The organism is Streptomyces subrutilus (assembly GCF_008704535.1).
GTDB lineage: Bacteria > Actinomycetota > Actinomycetes > Streptomycetales > Streptomycetaceae > Streptomyces > Streptomyces subrutilus.
In genome coordinates, this window is sequence record NZ_CP023701.1 from 3880083 (window position 1) to 3898309 (window position 18227).

Here is an 18227-nt window from a genome sequence, read left to right on the forward strand (position 1 = left end):
GGCCCGTGTCGGGGAACCGGCAGGGGCCGCCCCCTTTGCCGTGGCCGCTCGGGCCCTGTGTGCTGTCGGATGGAGAGGTCCGGTGGATACGATGCGGTCATGGGTCGTCGGCTGGTACCGCTCACGCTGGACAACCTCCGTGACCTTCCCCGGCGTTGCCGGTCCTGCGTGTTCTGGGAACTCGATCCGGTCAGCGGTGAGGCGTCCGTGAACGCCGGTACCGCGGAGCAGGAGAAGGAGGCGTGGATCTCGGCCGTCCTCCTGGAGTGGGGATCGTGCGGCCGCGTGGTCTACGTGGACGAGGTGCCGGTGGGCTTCGTCCTGTACGCGCCGCCCGCGTACGTACCGCGGGCCACCGCATTCCCGACGAGCCCCGTCTCCCCCGACGCCGTGCAGCTGATCACGTCCTGGATCATGCCGGGGTACCAGGGTCAGGGCCTGGGCCGGGTGATGGTCCAGACGGTGGCGAAGGACCTGCTGCGGCGCGGGTTCCGGGCGATCGAGGCCTTCGGGGACGCCCGGTGGGAGGGACCGGCCTGTCTGCTGCCGGCGGACCACCTGCTCGCGGTGGGCTTCAAGACGGTACGGCCGCATCCGGTGCATCCGCGGCTGCGGCTGGAGCTGCGCTCGACGCTGTCGTGGAAGGAAGACGTGGAACTGGCGCTGGACCGCCTGCTGGGCGGGGCGCGCAAGGAGCCGGCCCTCAGGCCGCTGTGACCCGGACGTGCGAAACGGGGCCGCCCTTTCGGGAGCGGCCCCGTTTCACGTGAAACATCGTCGCCGTCAGACGGCCTTGACCTGGACGAAGTCGGCGAGGTCACGCAGGATGGCGGCCTTCGGCTTGGCACCGACGATGGTCTTGGCGACCTCGCCGCCCTGGTAGACGTTCAGGGTCGGGATGGACATGACGCCGTACTTGGCGGCCGTCGCCGGGTTCTCGTCGATGTTCAGCTTGACGATCTCGATCTGGTCGCCGTACTCGGCGGCGATGGCCTCGAGGGACGGCGCGATCTGACGGCACGGTCCGCACCAGGCGGCCCAGAAGTCCACCAGGACGGGCTTGTCGCTGTTGAGGACCTCGGCGTCGAAATCGGCGTCGGTCACGTTCTTCAGGGTGCCGGCCACAACGGCCTCCTTCTCCTGCGGGGTGTGGGGTGTGCGGGGTGGTGTGGGGGTCAGACCGACGCGTGGGCCTTCTCGGCGTCCGCGAGTGCCGCGAGGAAGCGCTCGGCGTCGAGAGCGGCGGAGCAACCGGTGCCCGCGGCGGTGATGGCCTGACGGTAGGTGTGGTCCACGACGTCGCCGGCGCCGAACACGCCGGTCACGTTGGTCCGGGTGGAGGGCGCCTCGACCTTGAGGTAGCCCTCGTCGTCGAGGTCCAGCTGGTCCTTGAAGAGCTCGGTGCGCGGGTCGTGGCCGACGGCGATGAACAGGCCGGTCACCGGCAGCTCGGAGGTCTCGCCGGTCTTGGTGTTGCGCAGGGTCAGACCGGAGAGCTTCTGCTCGCCGTGGATCTCGGCGACCTCGCTGTCCCAGGCGAACGTGATCTTCGGGTCGGCGAAGGCGCGGTCCTGCATGGCCTTCGAGGCGCGCAGGCTGTCGCGGCGGTGGACGATCGTGACGGACTTGGCGAACCGGGAGAGGAAGGTGGCCTCCTCGATCGCGGTGTCGCCGCCGCCGACGACGGCGATGTCGTGGTCCTTGAAGAAGAACCCGTCACAGGTGGCGCACCAGGAGACGCCGCGACCCGAGAGGGCGTCCTCGTTGGGCAGGCCCAGCTTGCGGTGCTGGGAGCCGGTGGTGACGATGACGGCCTTGGCGCGGTGCACGGTGCCGGCGGTGTCGGTGACGGTCTTGATCTCACCCGTGAGATCCACGGAGACGATGTCGTCCGGGACCAGCTCGGCACCGAAGCGCTCCGCCTGGCCGCGCATGTTGTCCATGAGGTCCGGTCCCATGATCCCGTCGCGGAAGCCGGGGAAGTTCTCCACCTCGGTGGTGTTCATCAGGGCGCCACCGGCGGTGACCGCACCCTCGAAGACCAGGGGCTTGAGCGAAGCGCGTGCGGTGTACAGGGCGGCGGTGTAACCGGCCGGCCCGGAGCCGATGATGATCACGTTTCGAACGTCGCTCACGGGTTTCTTCCTCGTCTCTGCGGACTGCCTGTTGCCTACCGGGGGCCGGTGCGGACTCTCACCCCACCCAACCGATCCTACGGCTCATGCATTCCCGGTCCGTTCGCCGTGCGGGGCCACCGGTTCAGCTTCGCGGATAGGTCTGCGTGAGCAGTACTCTTCCCGGCTCGGCGGAGGCGACCGACGCGCAGGCCGTGTCGACCAGGTACGCGTCCACCCGGGCGCCGTCGCCCGGGTGCGGGAGGACCAGGAGGTAGACCGGCGCGCCCTGGTAGCTCCCGGGCGCCGCGGCGAGAGGGGCCTCGGAGCGTCCGGTGCCCTGGCGCACGCACGCCGGGACGGGTACGGCGCGGCGGTCGTCGCCCGGGGCCAGGCCCGGGCCGGGCGTGGTGTTCTCGGTGCCGAAGGTGTTGTTCTCCTGCTCCCCCGGCGCCGTCCGCTCCCCCGGTACCGTCTGGGCGCCCGGACCGGAGGCCAGCAGCTGCCGGACGCTGTCCCGCAGACCCTGGGCGGTGTAGCCGCCGTCCTCGGAGGGGGCCTGGGCCGCGGGGCTGGACGCGTCCTTGCGGGCGGCCGCGTCGTGGGCCGGCTGACCGGAGAGGTCGGTGAACAGGAAGACCCCGAGGGCGCAGGCACCGGCCGCGACGAGGCCGGTGAGGACGGCGATCCGGCGCCGGGCGCGACGGCGGCCGGGACCGGTTGGGCCGGCCGGGTGACCCGAGGGCCGCCGGACGGCGGTCGCGCCGGCCGGGACGGTCGATGTTTCACGTGAAACATCGGCGTTCCCCACCGGGGTACGGGGCTCGGCCGCAGAGCCGGAGCGGGGTCGGGTGGCGTCGAGCAGGGCCTCGGCGGCGAGGGCCGCGTCGATGCGTCCGGCGACGTCGGCGGGCATCCGGACCGCGCCCTGGGGGGTGCCGAGCAGGGCGCGGATCTCTTCCAGGGAGGCGCGGACGTCCGCGCACAGGGCGCACGTGTCGAGGTGGTGGCGGACCTCCGCCGCACGGGAGGGGGACAGGAGGCCTTCGGTCAGGTCGGAGATCTCCGAGACGTCCGGGTGCCGGATCGTGCCGGTGGTGGGGCTCACGGTCGTCCACCTCCGCCCTTCACAGTGTCTGCGTCTGGATGCCTGGGTTCTGCCGCTGGTGGGACGGACGGGCCCGGCGTCCGGTTCCTTCCCCGCTCCGCGCCGCCGTTATCCCCGGCCCCGGTGCGCAGATGAGTGAGGAGCGGCAGGAGTTTGGCCCGGCCCCGGGCGCAGCGGCTCTTCACGGTGCCGGTGGGGACGTCGAGGATCCGGGCGGCCTCGGCCACCGGGTACGCCTCCATGTCGACGAGGACGAGTGCGGCCCGCTGGTCGGCCGGGAGGGTGCGCAGGGCGGCCAGGAGCTGGCGGTGCAGGTCCTCCCGCTGGGCCGGGGCCTCGGCCGACTCGTGGGGTTCCAGGAGCCGTTCCAGACGGTCCGTGTCGTCGAGGGGGGAGGTCTTGCGGGAGGCGGCCTTGCGGGCGCGGTCGAGGCAGGCGTTGACGGTGATCCGGTGCAGCCAGGTGGTGACGGCCGACTCCCCGCGGAAGGTGTGTGCGGCCCGGTAGGCGGAGACGAGGGCGTCCTGCACGGCGTCGGCCGCCTCCTCCCTGTCCCCCAGGGTCCGCAGGGCCACGGCCCACAGCCGGTCCCGGTGGCGCCGGACCAGCTCGCCGAAGGCGTCGGGGTCCCCACCGGTGTGGAGGGCGAGCAGATCCCCGTCGCTCTCGTCGCCGGTCCTCGCGTCGTGCATCACACCTCGCCTCCCGGAGGGAGATTACGGCCTGGGCAGGCGAAACACGAGGGTCCGCCGTACCGGTGGTGCGCCGGTGCCCGCCCGTCCGCGCCGGTCAGGAGCCCTGGCCGCGGATCTGGATCTCGTTGATGCCGCCCCGGTACCCGCCCTCGCCGTCGGACGGCAGGTCGATGATGTGGACCAGGACGTACCGGGTGCGGACCGGTTGGTCGAGGGTGGCGCTGAAGTCCTTCTTCGCGGTGTCCGCCTTGGTCAGCCGCTGCGAGAACTCGGAGAGGAGGTCGGGGCCGGACGCGCCCGCGGGCGCGGCCAGGACCTGGAGCTTCTGCCCTGCCGCGGAGAGCTTCAGGTCGATGCCGGTCACGTTCTGCTCGCTGCCGAGGTCGACGATGATGCCGCTGCCGTCCTTGCGGCCGGGGAGGTTGCCGAAGTTGGAGTGGCCGAAGTACTGCGGCGTCACCCACCCCGAGCCCGCGCTGCCGTCGATGGCACGGGGGGCGTCCTCGGGCTTCACCTGGTCTTCCCCGCCTATGGCGATGACCGAGGCGTGGGCCGGCTTCAGGGGCTTGCCGGCCTCGGGCGGCTTGGGGTTGTCGTCCCCGCCCGGCTGCGGCGTCTGACCGGTGTCGCTGCTGCTGCCCTGGTTGGTCCGGCCCAGCAGGGTGTCGGCCAGCTGCCAGCTGCCCAGGCCCAGAGCGGCGATCAGAAGGGCGGCGACGCCCCACTTGAGGACCTTGCCCGTCCGGCTCTGCAGCGGCGGCGGCGGTACCACGGTCACCGGCTGGGTGGTCGGCATGCCGGCCGGCGCGGGCCGGCCGTAGCTGCCCTGCTGGTACGTCGTGTGCTGGTACTCCGGCGGGGCCGTGAAAGCGGGCTCCGGCGGCCGGATGCGGGGCATCGCGGCCACGGTCTTGGCCAGCTCCTCCGGGGTGGTGAAGGCCGGCTCCTGGCGGGAGGCGGTGGCCCCGTCGTTGGCGAGGGCCCGCATGGCGAGCTCGCCCAGCCCGCGGTGGACCCCGGCGCGCACCTGGTCGGGGGCGATCAGGCCGACCCCCTTGGGCAGCCCGGTGAGGCCGTAGGCGTCGTTCTCGTACGGCCAGCGCTGGGTGAGGGCGGCGTACAGGAGGGCGCCGACGGCCTCGGTGTCGGCCCGCTGGGGAGTTTCGCTGGTGATGCCGCGCAGTGCCGCGTTCACGGCGAGGCCGCGGATGCGGTACTGGCCCGACGACGTGCGCAGTATCGCGCTGGGGGTCAGCCGCAGGTGGGCGAGGCCCTCGCGGTGTGCGGCGGCCATGGCCTGGGAGATCTGGCTGACGAGCTGGTACGCCTCGTGGGCCTCCAGCGGGCCGGCGGCGAGCAGCGCGGTGAGCTCGGTCGCGTCGGGCAGCCATTCGTGGACGACGTAGACGAGGTCGTTCTCCTCCACGGCGTCGAGCACCTGGACGAACCGGGGATCGCCCAGGAGGGCCGAGGAGCGGGCCGCGGCCAGGACGGAGCGGGCCCGCGGGTGGTCGGCGGGCAGCAGGTGGACGCCCACGGCCCGGCGCAGCTTCTCGTCCATCGCGCGCCAGCTGCTGAATCCGTCCACACGGGTGACGCACTCCTCCAGGCGGTAGCGCCTGGCGAGCTTGTGGCCGCTGTGGAGTTCGGGGGCGGCCGCGGGGGCCGCGCCGATCCGTTCGCCGTCCTTTTCTGGCATGGGTCCGTCCGCGGCTCGTCCGTCCTGGATGTCCGCCCCGTCGGCCGTGGCCTTGACCGCGTCTGCGGCCAGCGGCTCGTCGCCGCTGTTGTCGGCCACGTCGACGGCGGCCGTGCTGCGTTCCGCCACCGTCGGTCCCGCCTCCCCATCCGTTGCGCGCTTCGGGTCAGTCTGCGAAGCCATGCCAATTGTGCCCACAGTCCGACGCTATGCACGACACACGATGGGGTCCAACGGTTGTGCGCATCAGCGCCCCAGACGTCCGCGCACCATTCCCACCATCGCGTTGAGTTCATCGATCCGCATCCGCTTGGCGGCGATGAGGAACACCGCCGCCAAGGCGATCGCGCCGGCCACGAGGGCGGCCGCGGAGCCGCCGACGCCGCCGCCGAGCCACTGGGTGACGCCGTAGGCCGACGCACCCGCCACCGCGGCCGCGGGGACGCACGCGCCGGTCAGGCGGGCGTAGGTGCGCATCACGTGCGCTCCGTCGAGGTCGCCGCCGAGCCGGGTCTTCAGACGGCGCCAGGCGACGCCCACGCCGACCGCGTAGCCCAGCCCGTAGGCGGCGGCCATGCCGACGACGGCCCACCGGGCGGGGAGCAGGAAGAACGAGGCCGCGGAGCCGGCGGCGTTGACCGCGGCGACGATGACCGTGTTGTAGAAGGGCGTCCGGGTGTCCTCGTAGGCGTAGAAGCCGCGCAGGACGACGTACTGGACGGAGTAGGGGATCAGGCCGAGGCCGAAGGCCATCAGGACGTACCCGATGTTCTGGGCGCCGGCGCCGGAGCCCGCGTAGAGCAGGGTGGCCATGGGGACGCCGAGGGCGAGGAACGCGAAGGCGCACGGGACGATCGCCACGGCCGAAGTGCGCAGCCCGTAGGAGATGTCGTCGCGCACGGCGGCCGCGTCCCCGTCGTGGGCCGAGCGGGAGATGCGCGGCAGGACGGCGGTCATGACGGAGACGGTGATGATCGCCTGCGGCATCTGCCACAGCAGCAGTGCGTAGTTGTAGGCGGTGATGCCGGTTCCGGGGTGGCCCTGCTTCTCGGCGACGGACCCGGCCCAGGTGGCGAGCTGGGTGACGACGACGAGGCCGATCTGGTTGGCGAGGACGAAGAAGAACGTCCACTTGGCCAGCCGGGCGGCCTTCCCGAGGCCGTGGCCCTTCCAGTCGAAGCGCAGCCGGGGGGTGAACCCGGCGTCGCGCAGGTACGGCAGCATCGCGAGGGCCTGGACCGTGAGCCCGAGCAGGGTGCCCAGGCCCAGCAGGCGGACGCCCTCGGGGGTGACGGTGGAGGCGTTGACGCCGGAGGTGGTGAAGCCGCCGAACGCGAAGATGAAGGCGCCGAAGGTGGCGATGACCACGATGTTGTTGAGGACGGGGGTCCACATCATGGCGCCGAACCGGCCGCGGGCGTTGAGGATCTGACCGAGCACCACGTGCACGCCCATGAAGAACATGGTGGGCAGGCAGTAGCGGGCGAAGGCGACCGCGACGTCCATCTGCTGCGGGTCGGAGGCGATCTTCGGCGACATCATCGTGATGAACACCGGTGCGGCCAGCACGCAGATGGTGGTGATGCCCGCGAGGAGCACCACGACGAGGGTCAGCAGCCGGTTCGCGTACGCCTGTCCGCCGTCGCTGTCGTTCTTCATGGCCCGCACCAGCTGCGGGATGAAGACGGCGTTGAGCGCGCCGCCGCCGACCAGCACGTAGATCATCGTGGGCAGCGTGTTGGCGATCTGGTACGTGTCGTTGAAGGTGCCGACGCCGATGGCGCCGGCGATGACCAGGGTCCGCAGGAAGCCGGTGATGCGGGAGACGATCGTGCCGGCGGCCATCAGCGCGCTGGACTTCAGCAGGCCGGCGGCGCGCCCGGCGGGCTTGGCGGGGGCCGGGGCGGCCACGGGCGCGTCCTCGGCCGGGGTGCGGGGCGCCGCCTCCTGGTCCCGGTAGAGGTGCGCGAAGGCGTCCGGTGCGGGCTGCTGGTCCACGGCGTTCGTCACCAGGGAGTCGACGCCGACGAACTGGGTGGTGGTGGCGTGGTCGCCGTACGGCAGGTGGCGCGAGGGGCCGTCCGGCTCCGGCGGCGGGGTCTGGGCCCACACGCGCGGATCGGGGGCGTAGGAGGGCGCGGACGGCGCAGCGTAGAGCGGGCCCGGCTCCTGGAAGGTGCCGGGCGGCGGAGGCGGGTGCGAGGCCCTGTCGTAGAGGACCTCGGTGACGGGGTCCTGGGCGGACAGGTCCTGTGACCGGTACGGGTCGTAGTCGTACGCATCCTGGACATACGGGTCGTGATCCGGCGCGGGCGCGGGCGCGGGAACCTGCCCGGGCACCGGGGTGCCCGGAGCAGCGCCCTGGCCGGGCGCCGGCCCACCAGTGCCCTGCGCGCGGTCACCGTCGTACGGCGCGTTCATCGAAACCCCACCTCATCGTCCCCAGGCCGACCGGCCACGGCATCGCTCAACGGTCCACTGTCTCACCCGTTCCGGACCGGTCCGCGCTTTGCGGTCCGGTGTCCGGGGACTCGTCACTCGGCTGCGTGCTCTCCTCGGCGGCCGCGCGCGCCGCGACGCGCTTGCGGCTGGCGTACATCTTGATGCCCGCCAGCACCAGCAGGAGCACGCCGCCGGCGATGACGAGCATCACGGTGGAGGTGATCTCGGTGGCCTCGACGGTGAACGTGCGCGCCTTGCCGTAGGGGACGCCGTCCTTGGTGAAGAGCTGGGCGGTGACCTCCACCGGACCGCTCGCCGTGGCGCTCGCGTCGAACTTGACGGTCTGGCTGTGGCCGCCCTGGACGGTGACCTCCTGCTCGGACTCGCCGCTGCCGCTGAACATCAGACGGGTGGGGTTGGCGGACTTCACCCGCAGGACCAGGTCGTGGACGTTCTGGACCAGGCTGTTCTGGACGCTGACCGGGATGGTGGCGCTGTGTCCCGACAGGGTGGCGTCGGACTTGGGGATGACCTTGACCTTCTCGGTGAGGCCGATCAGGTAGTCCTGCACCTGGTCCCGGTAGAGCTTGGCCTGGTCGGGCCGGCCGCGCCAGGAGGTGGACATCTCCCGGTTGGTGGAATTGCCGAAGGGGATCTCCACGCGGTCGGGCATGGTGAGGATCACCTTGAAGTGGTCGAGCGTGTTCTGGGTGGTGCGGATCTTCTCGAAGGCCGACACCGGCAGCTCCTGCTTGCGCAGGGCCTCCGGGTACTGGCCCGCGCCCGGCACCAGGGTGGCGGCTCCGGGGTCGGGCTTGGCCGCGGCGGCGGATTCGAGGTCTCCGGGCTGGGTCCAGCGACCGCCCTGGAGTCCGCGCAGGGCGGTGGCCATGGTGTTCACCTGGCCGACCGAAGGCATCCGCTGCGGGGTGACCACGAAGCTGCGCTGCTCGTCGGTCTTCTGCAGGTTCAGGGCGAGGGTGTGGGCCAGGAACTGCTGCACCGCGAGGGTGGAGTCCCCGGCCTTGAGCATGTCGCCCTCGAAGGCGGTGGAGAGCTCGGCGTCCGCCACGACCGCGGTGGTGCCCGCGCCGATGGGGCGGGCGGCCGAGGGGGTGTAGCCGAGGCTGCCCGTCTCCGTGAGGCTGTCGCTGCGGGCGAGGACGTTGCGGGCGCCGGCCGAGGTGGCGACGTTGACGATCGAGGGGTCGATCGCGCCGTTCACGGGCCAGGAGAAGTCGGTGGAGGCGGGGACGTGCAGGACCGTCTCCACGGCCTGCCGCGCCTTGTCCGTGGCCGGCCGAAGCTGGCCCAGGGTGCCCGACACGTCCTTGCCCTGGTGGGCGAGGGAGGCCAGGTCGGGGTCGGCGAAGGGCAGGGCGACGACCTTCTTGCCCTGCACGGCGGCTTCCAGCGAGCTCAGCCACTGCTCCGCGACGGCCTTGTTGCGGCCCTGTACGAGCTTGCCGTCGGGCCCGCGGACCCGGTAGCCCTTGGTCATCGCGTCGACCGTGGTCAGCAGGTCGGGGTCGATGACCCAGGTGATCGGCAGGTCCTTGCCGAGGGAGACCATCTGCTCCAGGCGGCCGCCGGGCCGGAGCTCCTCGGCGAGCGAGTCGTCGAGGAAGACGGGGGTCTGCACCTCGTCCGAGCCGGTCTCGGCGGTCACCCGGGTCTGGGCGATCAGCGGCCACGCGTAGGTCAGCTGGGACCGCTTGGCGGCGGCCTCCGGCTGCCAGGGCAGGAAGGTCCGCCCGATGCCGAGGACCTGCTGGGAAGGCCGGCTGTCGGTCGCCCCGGACAGCGAGACGCCGAGCTGGTAGACGCCGTCCTTGTCCAGCTCCAGCTTGTTCACCGGCACCGTGAGGGTGAACTCGTGGCCGACCTTCGAGGGCAGCGAGGGGATCTTCACGGCGTAGGCCTGGTCGATCTCGCCCGGATCGGTGCCGGCCCGGAAGGCGCCGCGGTCGGCGGCCTCGTCGATGGAGGAGCGGTCGGCCAGGACGGGCCCGACCCGCAGCCCCACGTGGGCGTCGTTGATCGCTTCGGATCCGTTGTTGACGACGGTGCCGGAGATCGTGAGGGTGTCCCCCTTGACCGGTGCCGCAGGCGCCATGGAGGTCACCTGGACGTCCACCGAGGAGGCCGGAGCGGCCTCGGCCTCGGGGGCGGGGGAGTAGATCAGCGCGGCGACCACGGGCGTCCCCGCCAGCAGCACCACCGCGCGTCGCAGCCATCGGCGCCGGACGGGGGCGGGCCTCGCCCCCTGGATGTCTGCCGCCTCGGCCACGCGTTAGCCCGTTCCTCGAAGTGTCAGTGGTCGTCGTCTGTGCGTCTAGGCATGGTAACGAGACCCGCTGTGCGCGAGTGCCGCCCCTTGCTCCACATGATCGGCTCAGGCCCGGGCCGGGCGTGTAACGGGGGTGCCACAAAACGGGGAAGCCCGGGCCGGGCCGGGCACGTACCCTTTTCTGTTGTGCCGAACGCCAACGAAGACACCCCCAGTGCCCTGAGTCAGGTGCAGCGCCGCGCGGTGAGCGAACTGCTGCGGATCGCCCCTGTCGCCGACGAGCTCGGCCGCCGATTCCAGGAGGCGGGCTTCCGCCTCGCCCTGGTCGGCGGGTCCGTCCGCGACGCGCTGCTGGAGCGTCTCGGCAACGACCTCGACTTCACCACCGATGCCCGCCCCGAGGACGTCCTGAAGATCGTCCGGCCGTGGGCCGACTCCGTCTGGGACGTCGGCATCGCCTTCGGCACCGTCGGATCGCAGAAGGACGGCTTCCAGATCGAGGTGACCACCTACCGCTCCGAGGCGTACGACCGGACCTCGCGCAAGCCCGAGGTCTCCTACGGCGACTCCATCGAGGAGGACCTGGTCCGGCGCGACTTCACGGTCAACGCCATGGCCCTGGCCCTGCCGGAGCAGGAGTTCATCGACCCGCACGGCGGTCTCGACGACCTGGCCGCCGGCCTCCTGCGCACCCCGGGCACCCCCGAGGACTCGTTCTCCGACGACCCGCTGCGCATGCTGCGGGCCGCCCGGTTCGCCGCACAGCTCGACTTCGAGGTCGCCCCGGAGGTCGTGGCGGCGATGAAGGCGATGTCCGACCGGATCGAGATCGTCTCCGCGGAGCGGGTGCAGGGAGAGCTGAACAAGCTGATCCTCTCCGCGCACCCGCGCAAGGGCCTGGGCCTGCTCGTGGACACCGGCCTGGCGGACCGGGTGCTGCCCGAGCTGCCCGCACTGCGGCTGGAGAGCGACGAGCACCACCGGCACAAGGACGTCTACGACCACTCGCTGATCGTGCTGGAGCAGGCGATCGCGCTGGAGGAGGACGGCCCCGACCTGGTGCTGCGGCTGGCCGCCCTGCTGCACGACATCGGCAAGCCCCGGACCCGGCGGTTCGAGAGCGACGGCCGGGTCTCCTTCCACCACCACGAGGTGGTGGGCGCGAAGATGACCAAGAAGCGGCTGACCGCGCTGAAGTACTCCAACGACATGATCAAGGACGTCTCCCGTCTCGTGGAGCTGCACCTGCGCTTCCACGGCTACGGGGACGGGGAGTGGACCGACTCCGCCGTGCGCCGTTACGTGCGCGATGCCGGTCCGCTGCTGGAGCGGCTGCACAAGCTCACCCGCTCCGACTGCACCACCCGCAACAAGCGCAAGGCCAATGCCCTCTCCCGGACCTACGACGGACTGGAGGAGCGCATCGCGCAGCTCCAGGAGCGCGAGGAGCTGGACGCGATCCGGCCCGACCTGGACGGCAACGAGATCATGCGGGTGCTGGACGTCGGCCCCGGGCCGCTCATCGGCAAGGCGTACGCCTTCCTGCTGGAGCTGCGGCTGGAGAACGGGCCGATGGGGCGGGACGCGGCCGTCGCCGCGCTCAAGGAGTGGTGGGCAGCCCAGGGCTGAGCCGGCAGACCTCGGGCGGCGTACCGCGGCGTTCCCGGCCGGTGTTTCACGTGAAACACCGGCCAGGAGGGTGCGGAACGCCGCCCGAGGTCCGGACCGCGGGTGCTGCGGGGACCGCGGGCGGGTACCGCGTGAATCAGGCGCGACGGGGTCGATGTTTCACGTGAAACGTCGCCCCTGCCGCTCCAGCAGGACCGCGGTCGCCGCGTAGAGGGCGGACACGCAGAGGATCAGGGTCGGGGACCGCCCGTCGGCGGGGAGCATCAGCGAGGCCACGGCCGCCGCCCCGACGAACGCCACGTTGAACAGGACGTCGTAGACCGAGAAGACCCGCCCCCGGTACTCGTCGTCCACCCGGGACTGCACGACCGTGTCGGTGGCGATCTTGGCGCCCTGGGTGGCGAGGCCCAGGACGAACGCGGCGACCAGCATCGGCCCGGGAGCGAAGAACAGGCCGAGCGCGGGAACCAGGACCGCGGCCCCGGCGGCGCAGACGGTGATCGAGCCGAGGGTGCCCAGGCGGCGCACCGCCCAGGGCGTGATGACGGCGGCGGCGAAGAACCCCGCCCCGGAGACGCCGACCGCGACGCCCAGCAGCGCCAGCCCGTCGGCCTCGTCGGCGGACCAGGCGTAGCGGCACAGCATGAGCAGCGTGACGAACAGGGCTCCGTAGCAGAAGCGCATCAGGGTCATGGCGGTCAGCGCCCGGGCCGCGTCGCGCCGTGCGGCGAGGTGCCGCAGCCCCTCGGCCATGCCCCGCACGGTGAGGGCGAGCCCCTCGGCGACCGACGGGTGGCGCCGGCCGGGCGGATGGTCGGGTCCGAGGAGTCCGACGGCCAGCCGCAGGGAGGCCAGACCCGCGAGCAGGTAGAGGCCGGCGCCGACCAGGACGACGAGGGCGTTGGACCCGGAGGCCAGCACCCGGACCAGGAAGGCCAGCCCCCCGCCCGCGACGGCCGCGAGGGTGCCGGCGGTGGGGGAGAGGGCGTTCGCGGTGACCAGCTGGCCGGCGCCGGCGACGTGCGGCAGCGAGGCGGCGAGCCCGGCCAGCACGAAGCGGTTGACGGCCGTCACGGAGAGCGCCGAGGCGTAGAACAGCCAGTCGGGCACGTGGGCCACGATCAGCAGCGCGGTGCCGCAGGCGAGGACGGCCCGCAGCAGGTTGCCGTAGAGGAAGACCTGGCGGCGGCGCCAGCGGTCGAGGAGCACTCCGGCGAAGGGGCCGACGACCGAGTAGGGGAGCAGCAGGACGGCCATCGCCGAGGCGATGGCACCCGGCGAGGCCTGTTTCTCCGGAGAGAAGACCACGTAGGTGGCGAGAGCGACCTGGTAGACGCCGTCGGCCGCCTGTGAGAGCAGCCGTACGGCGAGCAGGTTGCGGAAGTCCCTCAGGCGCAGGAGTACGCGCAGATCACCTACGACAGGCATGAGGGCAAGGGTCACACACGCGGAGGGTCCCCGGGCACGCGGCCCGGGGACCCTCCGCGGAAGAACAGCCGAAGTCCAGGTGTCCCGGGGACCCTTGGACCCGACCGGCGCGCTGCGGCGCCGAGCGGGGACCGGCTAGCGCTCGACCTCGCCCTTGATGAACTTCTCGACGTTCGCGTAGGCCTCGTCGTCGAAGTACTGCACCGGCGGGGACTTCATGAAGTAGCTGGACGCCGACAGGATCGGGCCGCCGATGCCGCGGTCCTTGGCGATCTTCGCGGCGCGCAGGGCGTCGATGATGACACCGGCGGAGTTCGGGGAGTCCCACACCTCGAGCTTGTACTCCAGGTTCAGCGGGACGTCGCCGAACGCACGGCCTTCGAGGCGGACGTAGGCCCACTTGCGGTCGTCGAGCCACGCGACGTAGTCGGACGGTCCGATGTGGACGTTCTTCTCGCCGAGCTCGCGGTCGGGGATCTGCGAGGTGACGGCCTGCGTCTTGGAGATCTTCTTCGACTCGAGGCGGTCGCGCTCAAGCATGTTCTTGAAGTCCATGTTGCCGCCGACGTTGAGCTGCATGGTGCGCTCGAGCCGGACGCCGCGGTCCTCGAAGAGCTTCGCCATCACGCGGTGCGTGATGGTGGCGCCGACCTGCGACTTGATGTCGTCGCCGACGATCGGGACACCGGCCTCGGTGAACTTGTCCGCCCACTCCTTGGTGCCGGCGATGAAGACCGGGAGGGCGTTGACGAAGGCGACCTTGGCGTCGATGGCGGCCTGGGCGTAGAACTTCGCCGCAGCCTCGGAGCCGACCGGCAGGTAGCAGATCAGGACGTCGACCTGACGGTCCTTGAGGATCTGGACCACGTCGACCGGAGTCTCGGCGGACTCCTCGATCGTCATGCGGTAGTACTTGCCCAGGCCGTCCAGGGTGTGGCCGCGCTGCACGGTCACACCGGTGTTCGGGACGTCGCAGATCTTGATGGTGTTGTTCTCGCTGGCGCCGATGGCGTCCGAGAGGTCGAGGCCGACCTTCTTCGCGTCGACGTCGAACGCGGCGACGAACTCGATGTCACGCACGTGGTAGTCGCCGAACTGGACGTGCATCAGACCGGGGACCTTGGCCGCCGGGTCGGCGTCCTTGTAGTACTCGACGCCCTGCACCAGCGAGGCGGCGCAGTTGCCTACGCCGACGATGGCTACGCGAACCGAACCCATTCCGGTTGCTCCCTGTTTGTTCTCGGACGAGGTCTGCGAGATGCAGGCCTCATTTTGCAGTTTCGTCGGACGGACCGGGTCGTCTCTGATCCCGTCCCGCCCGCTCGCTCTCGATGAGCTCGTTCAGCCAGCGCACTTCGCGTTCGACGGACTCCATGCCGTGCCGTTGCAGCTCGAGCGTGTAGTCGTCGAGGCGCTCCCGTGTGCGGGCGAGTGAGGCGCGCATCTTCTCCAGGCGCTCCTCCAGCCGGCTGCGGCGGCCCTCCAGCACCCGCATGCGCACTTCTCGTTCGGTCTGGCCGAAGAAGGCGAAGCGGGCGGCGAAGGACTCGTCCTCCCAGGTGTCGGGGCCGGTGTGGGAGAGCAGCTCCTCGAAGTGCTCCTTGCCCGCGGCCGTCAGCCGGTAGACGATCTTGGCGCGGCGCCCCGCGAGCGAAGCGGCGAGAGCGTCCTCCGGGGCGTTGCCCGGCTCCTCGATCAACCAGCCGTTGGCGACCAGCGTCTTGAGGCAGGGATAGAGCGTCCCGTAGCTGAACGCCCGGAACACCCCCAGTGAGGTGTTGAGCCGCTTGCGCAGCTCGTAGCCGTGCATGGGGGATTCGCGAAGCAGGCCGAGGACGGCGAATTCGAGGATGCCTGAGCGCCTGCTCATCCGCTGTCCCTCCTCCGGCTCTGGGTCTTTATGCCGAGCTGATGTATCGACTCGATACATCCAGACGATAGAACGGGTGGCCTCCTCCGACAAGGGGCGACGTGGTGACCGGCGTCACATCACCAATTCGCAGGAGGCAAGTTGCCTGTTTTGGGGTGAACTTCGGCACTGAACGGCTTTTGAGCGTGCGTAGTCTGTGCGCCAAGACACCGGGGGAACCGGGATTCACCCGCCGCTTCCAGGCCACTCGCCTGCCCGAGGAGTAGTCGTTCGATGAGCGAGCACCGCCGCAAACCGCCGCAGCCCCAGGGTGGTGGACGTGCCTCGGCCCGCCGTGGCGCCCAGCAGCCGCCGGCACGGGCCGCCGGGGCGAGACGTGACGTCCCCGCCGCCTCACACAGCGGTCCCTACGCAGAGCAGCCCGCCCCGGGCGGCCGTGCGGAGGCCCGCAGGGCTGCCCAGAGAGGCGCCGCGGGGCGTGGGAAGGGCGCCGGGAAGGCCGGCCGCGGCACGGGCCGGCCGGACAAGCGGCTCATCAACTACCCGCGGTCCGACCGGGACGGCTGGAAGCGCTTCGTGCCGTCCTGGAAGTTCGTCAGCGGCACCTGTGTGGGGTTCTTCGCGATCATCGTGGCCGGCGCCGGCATCGGCATCGCGATGGTGAACAAGCCCGACCCCAACAAGGCGGCCCAGGCGCAGAACAACGTCTTCCTCTGGGCGGACAACACCCAGATGGTCGCGACCGGCGGTTCGATGAACCGGCAGATCGTCACCATCGGCGAGATCCCCCTGTCGATGCAGAACGCCGTGATCGCGGCGGAGAACCAGTCCTTCGAAACGGACAAGGGCGTCGACCCGATGGGCATCGTCCGCGCCGTGTGGAACATGGCCAAGGGCGGCTCCACCCAGGGCGGCTCGACGATCACGCAGCAGTACGTGAAGAACACCTACCTCGACTCCGACCAGACGCTCAAGCGGAAGGTCACCGAGCTCTTCATCTCGATCAAGCTCGGTGTCTCGGAGGAGAAGGACACGGTCCTCGCGGGCTACCTGAACACGGCGTACTACGGCCGCGACGCTTACGGCATCCAGGCCGCGGCCCGCGCCTACTTCGGCAAGGACGCCAAGGAGCTCAACCCCTCCGAATGCGCGTTCCTGGCCTCCATGCTCAAGGGCCCGAACCTGTACAACCCGGACGGCGGCATCGGCACCGCGGCCACCCCCGAGCTGAACGAGCAGCGGGCCCGCAAGCGCTGGGCCTGGGTCCTGGACCGCGAGGTCGAGGTCGGCCGGATGACGAAGGAGGACCGGGCCAAGTACAAGGACTCCGACTTCCCCGCCCGCGTCGAGTCCGAACAGGCCCGGGGCATGTCCGGTCAGATCGGGTACCTGGTCGAGACGGCCAAGCAGTACGTGATGAAGACCAAGAACATCAGCGCCGAGCAGATGGCCCTGGGCGGCTACCGGATCAGGACCACCTTCCAGAAGCCGAGGGTGGACGCGCTGGTCAAAGCGGTGGAGGACACCCGCGACAACTTCCTCGACGAGAAGAAGCGCCCCGAACTGGACACCTTCGTCCAGTTCGGCGCCGCGTCCGTCGACGTGAAGACCGGCGCGATCGTGGCCCTGTACGGCGGTCCGGGCTGGGACAAGAAGTACTTCAGCAACAACGCCAACACCATCGGTGTCCCGGTCGGCTCGACCTGGAAGCCGTACGTCCTGGCGGCGGCGATGGAGTACGGCACCCAGAACTCCAAGGGCCAGGGCATCTCGGTCGACAGCAAGTACATGGCCGACGACCTGACCGTGATCAAGAACCGCCAGGGCAAGCCGCTGCTCGACAACGCGGGCAGGCCCTTCAAGCAGAAGAACGAGAGCCCGACGGCCTTCGGCTTCGTCACGCTCAACGAGGCGATGGAGAAGTCCATCAACGTCCCCTTCGCCCAGCTGGTCTTCGACGTCGGCCACACCAAGGTGCGCGAGGTGGCCAAGTCGACGGGCATCCTCGAAGACTCGATGGACAAGGCCGACAACGCCTCCTTCGCGCTCGGCACCTCGACCCCGAGCGCCATCCGCATGGCCGACTCCTACGCGACCTTCGCCGCCTCCGGCACGCACCGCGAGCCGTTCTCCGTGAGCGAGGTCGTGAAGGACGGGGAGCCGCTGACCGGCTTCGAGGCGCCCGCGGACCAGCGGGCCATGGACAGCGCCGTCGCCGACAACGTCACCAAGGTCCTGGAGAACGTGGTCCAGAACGGCACCGGCACCAAGGTCAAGAAGCTGGGTCGGCCCGCCGCCGGCAAGACCGGCACCACCGACCAGAACAAGTCGGCCTGGTTCGTCGGCTACACCCCGGAGCTGTCCACCTCCGTGGCCCTGTTCCGCACCGACCCGAACTCGGCGGACAAGAAGCTGATCTCCATGAACGGCGTGGGCGGCACGGACTCCATCCACGGTGGTGACATCCCCGCCGTGATCTGGACCGAGTACATGCGCGAGGCGCTCAAGGGCCTGCCGGAGAAGAAGTTCCCCGAGCCCGAGGACATCGGCGTCGTCGCGGACTCCGCGGGCGCTCCGTCCCCCTCGCCCTCGCCTTCGCCCTCCCCCACCCCGAGCCCGACTCCCACCCCGACGACGCCCTCCCCCACCCCGAGCCCCACCCCCACCCCGTCCAACGGCGGCAAGCCCTCCTGCAAGCCGTGGGAGCTGTACTGCGACCCGAACACGGCCGGCGGCACGGGCAACGGCGGCAACGGCAACGGAGGCAACGCCGGGAACGGGAACGGCGGCAACGGCAACGGGGGCAACGGGAACGGCGGGCTCATCGGCGGCGCCGACGGCGGCACCAGCTCGGGCACGTCACCGACGCCCACCGGCAAACCCGGCCGCCCCGGAGGCTCCACCGCGGGATGGCCCCCGGGCCGCCCCGAGGAGTGATCCACCCGCGGCACC

General features: G+C 71.0%; 13 protein-coding genes. 3 read left to right on the top strand and 10 right to left on the bottom strand.

Annotated elements, in window-relative coordinates:
* Window positions 1-99 precede the first annotated feature (99 nt).
* Window positions 100-717 carry a GNAT family N-acetyltransferase gene (locus tag CP968_RS16950; RefSeq protein ID WP_150518824.1) on the top strand — a complete coding sequence of 206 codons (618 nt, stop codon included), beginning with the start codon at window positions 100-102 and terminating at the stop codon, window positions 715-717.
* A gap of 66 nt (window positions 718-783) precedes the next feature.
* On the opposite strand, the gene trxA is transcribed toward CP968_RS16950, so the two are convergent.
* The 7 genes from trxA to CP968_RS16985 form a co-directional block, all read right to left on the bottom strand.
* Complete coding sequence (gene trxA / locus CP968_RS16955; protein WP_150518825.1) at window positions 784-1125, bottom strand: thioredoxin; 342 nt, start codon at window positions 1123-1125, stop codon at window positions 784-786.
* Between the two features lie 50 nt (window positions 1126-1175).
* Window positions 1176-2135 carry a thioredoxin-disulfide reductase gene (gene trxB, locus CP968_RS16960; protein ID WP_150518826.1) on the bottom strand — a complete coding sequence of 320 codons (960 nt, stop codon included), beginning with the start codon at window positions 2133-2135 and terminating at the stop codon, window positions 1176-1178.
* A 124-nt stretch (window positions 2136-2259) separates the two neighbouring features.
* Window positions 2260-3222, bottom strand: coding sequence for a zf-HC2 domain-containing protein (locus tag CP968_RS16965; RefSeq protein ID WP_150518827.1), 963 nt, complete (start codon window positions 3220-3222; stop codon window positions 2260-2262).
* Window positions 3219-3914 (bottom strand): RNA polymerase sigma factor SigM, encoded by a 696-nt coding sequence (gene sigM, locus CP968_RS16970; protein ID WP_150518828.1) that lies wholly within the window; start codon window positions 3912-3914, stop codon window positions 3219-3221. Before sigM ends, CP968_RS16965 begins: the two co-directional genes overlap by 4 nt.
* Before the next feature lie 97 nt (window positions 3915-4011).
* The gene (locus CP968_RS16975; protein ID WP_150518829.1) at window positions 4012-5745 is read right to left on the bottom strand and encodes a protein kinase family protein; all 1734 of its coding nucleotides are present in this window, start codon (window positions 5743-5745) and stop codon (window positions 4012-4014) included.
* Between the two features lie 117 nt (window positions 5746-5862).
* Window positions 5863-8037 carry a murein biosynthesis integral membrane protein MurJ gene (murJ, locus tag CP968_RS16980; protein ID WP_150518830.1) on the bottom strand — a complete coding sequence of 725 codons (2175 nt, stop codon included), beginning with the start codon at window positions 8035-8037 and terminating at the stop codon, window positions 5863-5865.
* Between the two features lie 46 nt (window positions 8038-8083).
* A complete protein-coding gene (locus CP968_RS16985; RefSeq protein ID WP_189828906.1) occupies window positions 8084-10348 on the bottom strand; it encodes a DUF6049 family protein in 2265 nt (754 codons plus the stop codon).
* Window positions 10349-10534: 186 nt separating this feature from the next.
* Here CP968_RS16985 and CP968_RS16990 point away from each other — a divergent pair, with 186 nt between their 5' ends.
* Entirely contained in the window at window positions 10535-11977 is a 1443-nt protein-coding gene (locus CP968_RS16990) for a CCA tRNA nucleotidyltransferase (RefSeq protein ID WP_150518831.1), read from the top strand.
* 159 nt (window positions 11978-12136) lie between these two features.
* On the opposite strand, the gene CP968_RS16995 is transcribed toward CP968_RS16990, so the two are convergent.
* From CP968_RS16995 to CP968_RS17005, 3 genes are all read right to left on the bottom strand, one after another.
* A complete protein-coding gene (locus CP968_RS16995) occupies window positions 12137-13405 on the bottom strand; it encodes an MFS transporter (RefSeq protein WP_150518832.1) in 1269 nt (422 codons plus the stop codon).
* A 135-nt stretch (window positions 13406-13540) separates the two neighbouring features.
* On the bottom strand, window positions 13541-14623 hold the full coding sequence (locus tag CP968_RS17000) for an inositol-3-phosphate synthase (RefSeq protein ID WP_150518833.1): 1083 nt from the start codon (window positions 14621-14623) through the stop codon (window positions 13541-13543).
* A 49-nt stretch (window positions 14624-14672) separates the two neighbouring features.
* A complete protein-coding gene (locus CP968_RS17005; RefSeq protein WP_136210355.1) occupies window positions 14673-15275 on the bottom strand; it encodes a PadR family transcriptional regulator in 603 nt (200 codons plus the stop codon).
* A gap of 273 nt (window positions 15276-15548) precedes the next feature.
* Between CP968_RS17005 and CP968_RS17010 the strand changes: the two genes are divergently transcribed.
* Window positions 15549-18212, top strand: a complete 2664-nt coding sequence (locus CP968_RS17010) for a transglycosylase domain-containing protein (RefSeq protein ID WP_150518834.1) — start codon at window positions 15549-15551, stop codon at window positions 18210-18212.
* Window positions 18213-18227 lie beyond the last annotated feature (15 nt).

What these genes read in the sequence shown, in the direction of transcription:
- CP968_RS16950 (WP_150518824.1), top strand. Translation starts at nt 100, where the DNA reads ATGGGTCGTCGGCTGGTACCGCTCACGCTGGACAACCTCCGTGACCTT.
- sigM (WP_150518828.1), bottom strand. Translation starts at nt 3,914, where the DNA reads ATGCACGACGCGAGGACCGGCGACGAGAGCGACGGGGATCTGCTCGCC.
- murJ (WP_150518830.1), bottom strand. Translation starts at nt 8,037, where the DNA reads ATGAACGCGCCGTACGACGGTGACCGCGCGCAGGGCACTGGTGGGCCG.
- CP968_RS16995 (WP_150518832.1), bottom strand. Translation starts at nt 13,405, where the DNA reads ATGCCTGTCGTAGGTGATCTGCGCGTACTCCTGCGCCTGAGGGACTTC.
- CP968_RS17000 (WP_150518833.1), bottom strand. Translation starts at nt 14,623, where the DNA reads ATGGGTTCGGTTCGCGTAGCCATCGTCGGCGTAGGCAACTGCGCCGCC.
- CP968_RS17005 (WP_136210355.1), bottom strand. Translation starts at nt 15,275, where the DNA reads ATGAGCAGGCGCTCAGGCATCCTCGAATTCGCCGTCCTCGGCCTGCTT.
- CP968_RS17010 (WP_150518834.1), top strand. Translation starts at nt 15,549, where the DNA reads ATGAGCGAGCACCGCCGCAAACCGCCGCAGCCCCAGGGTGGTGGACGT.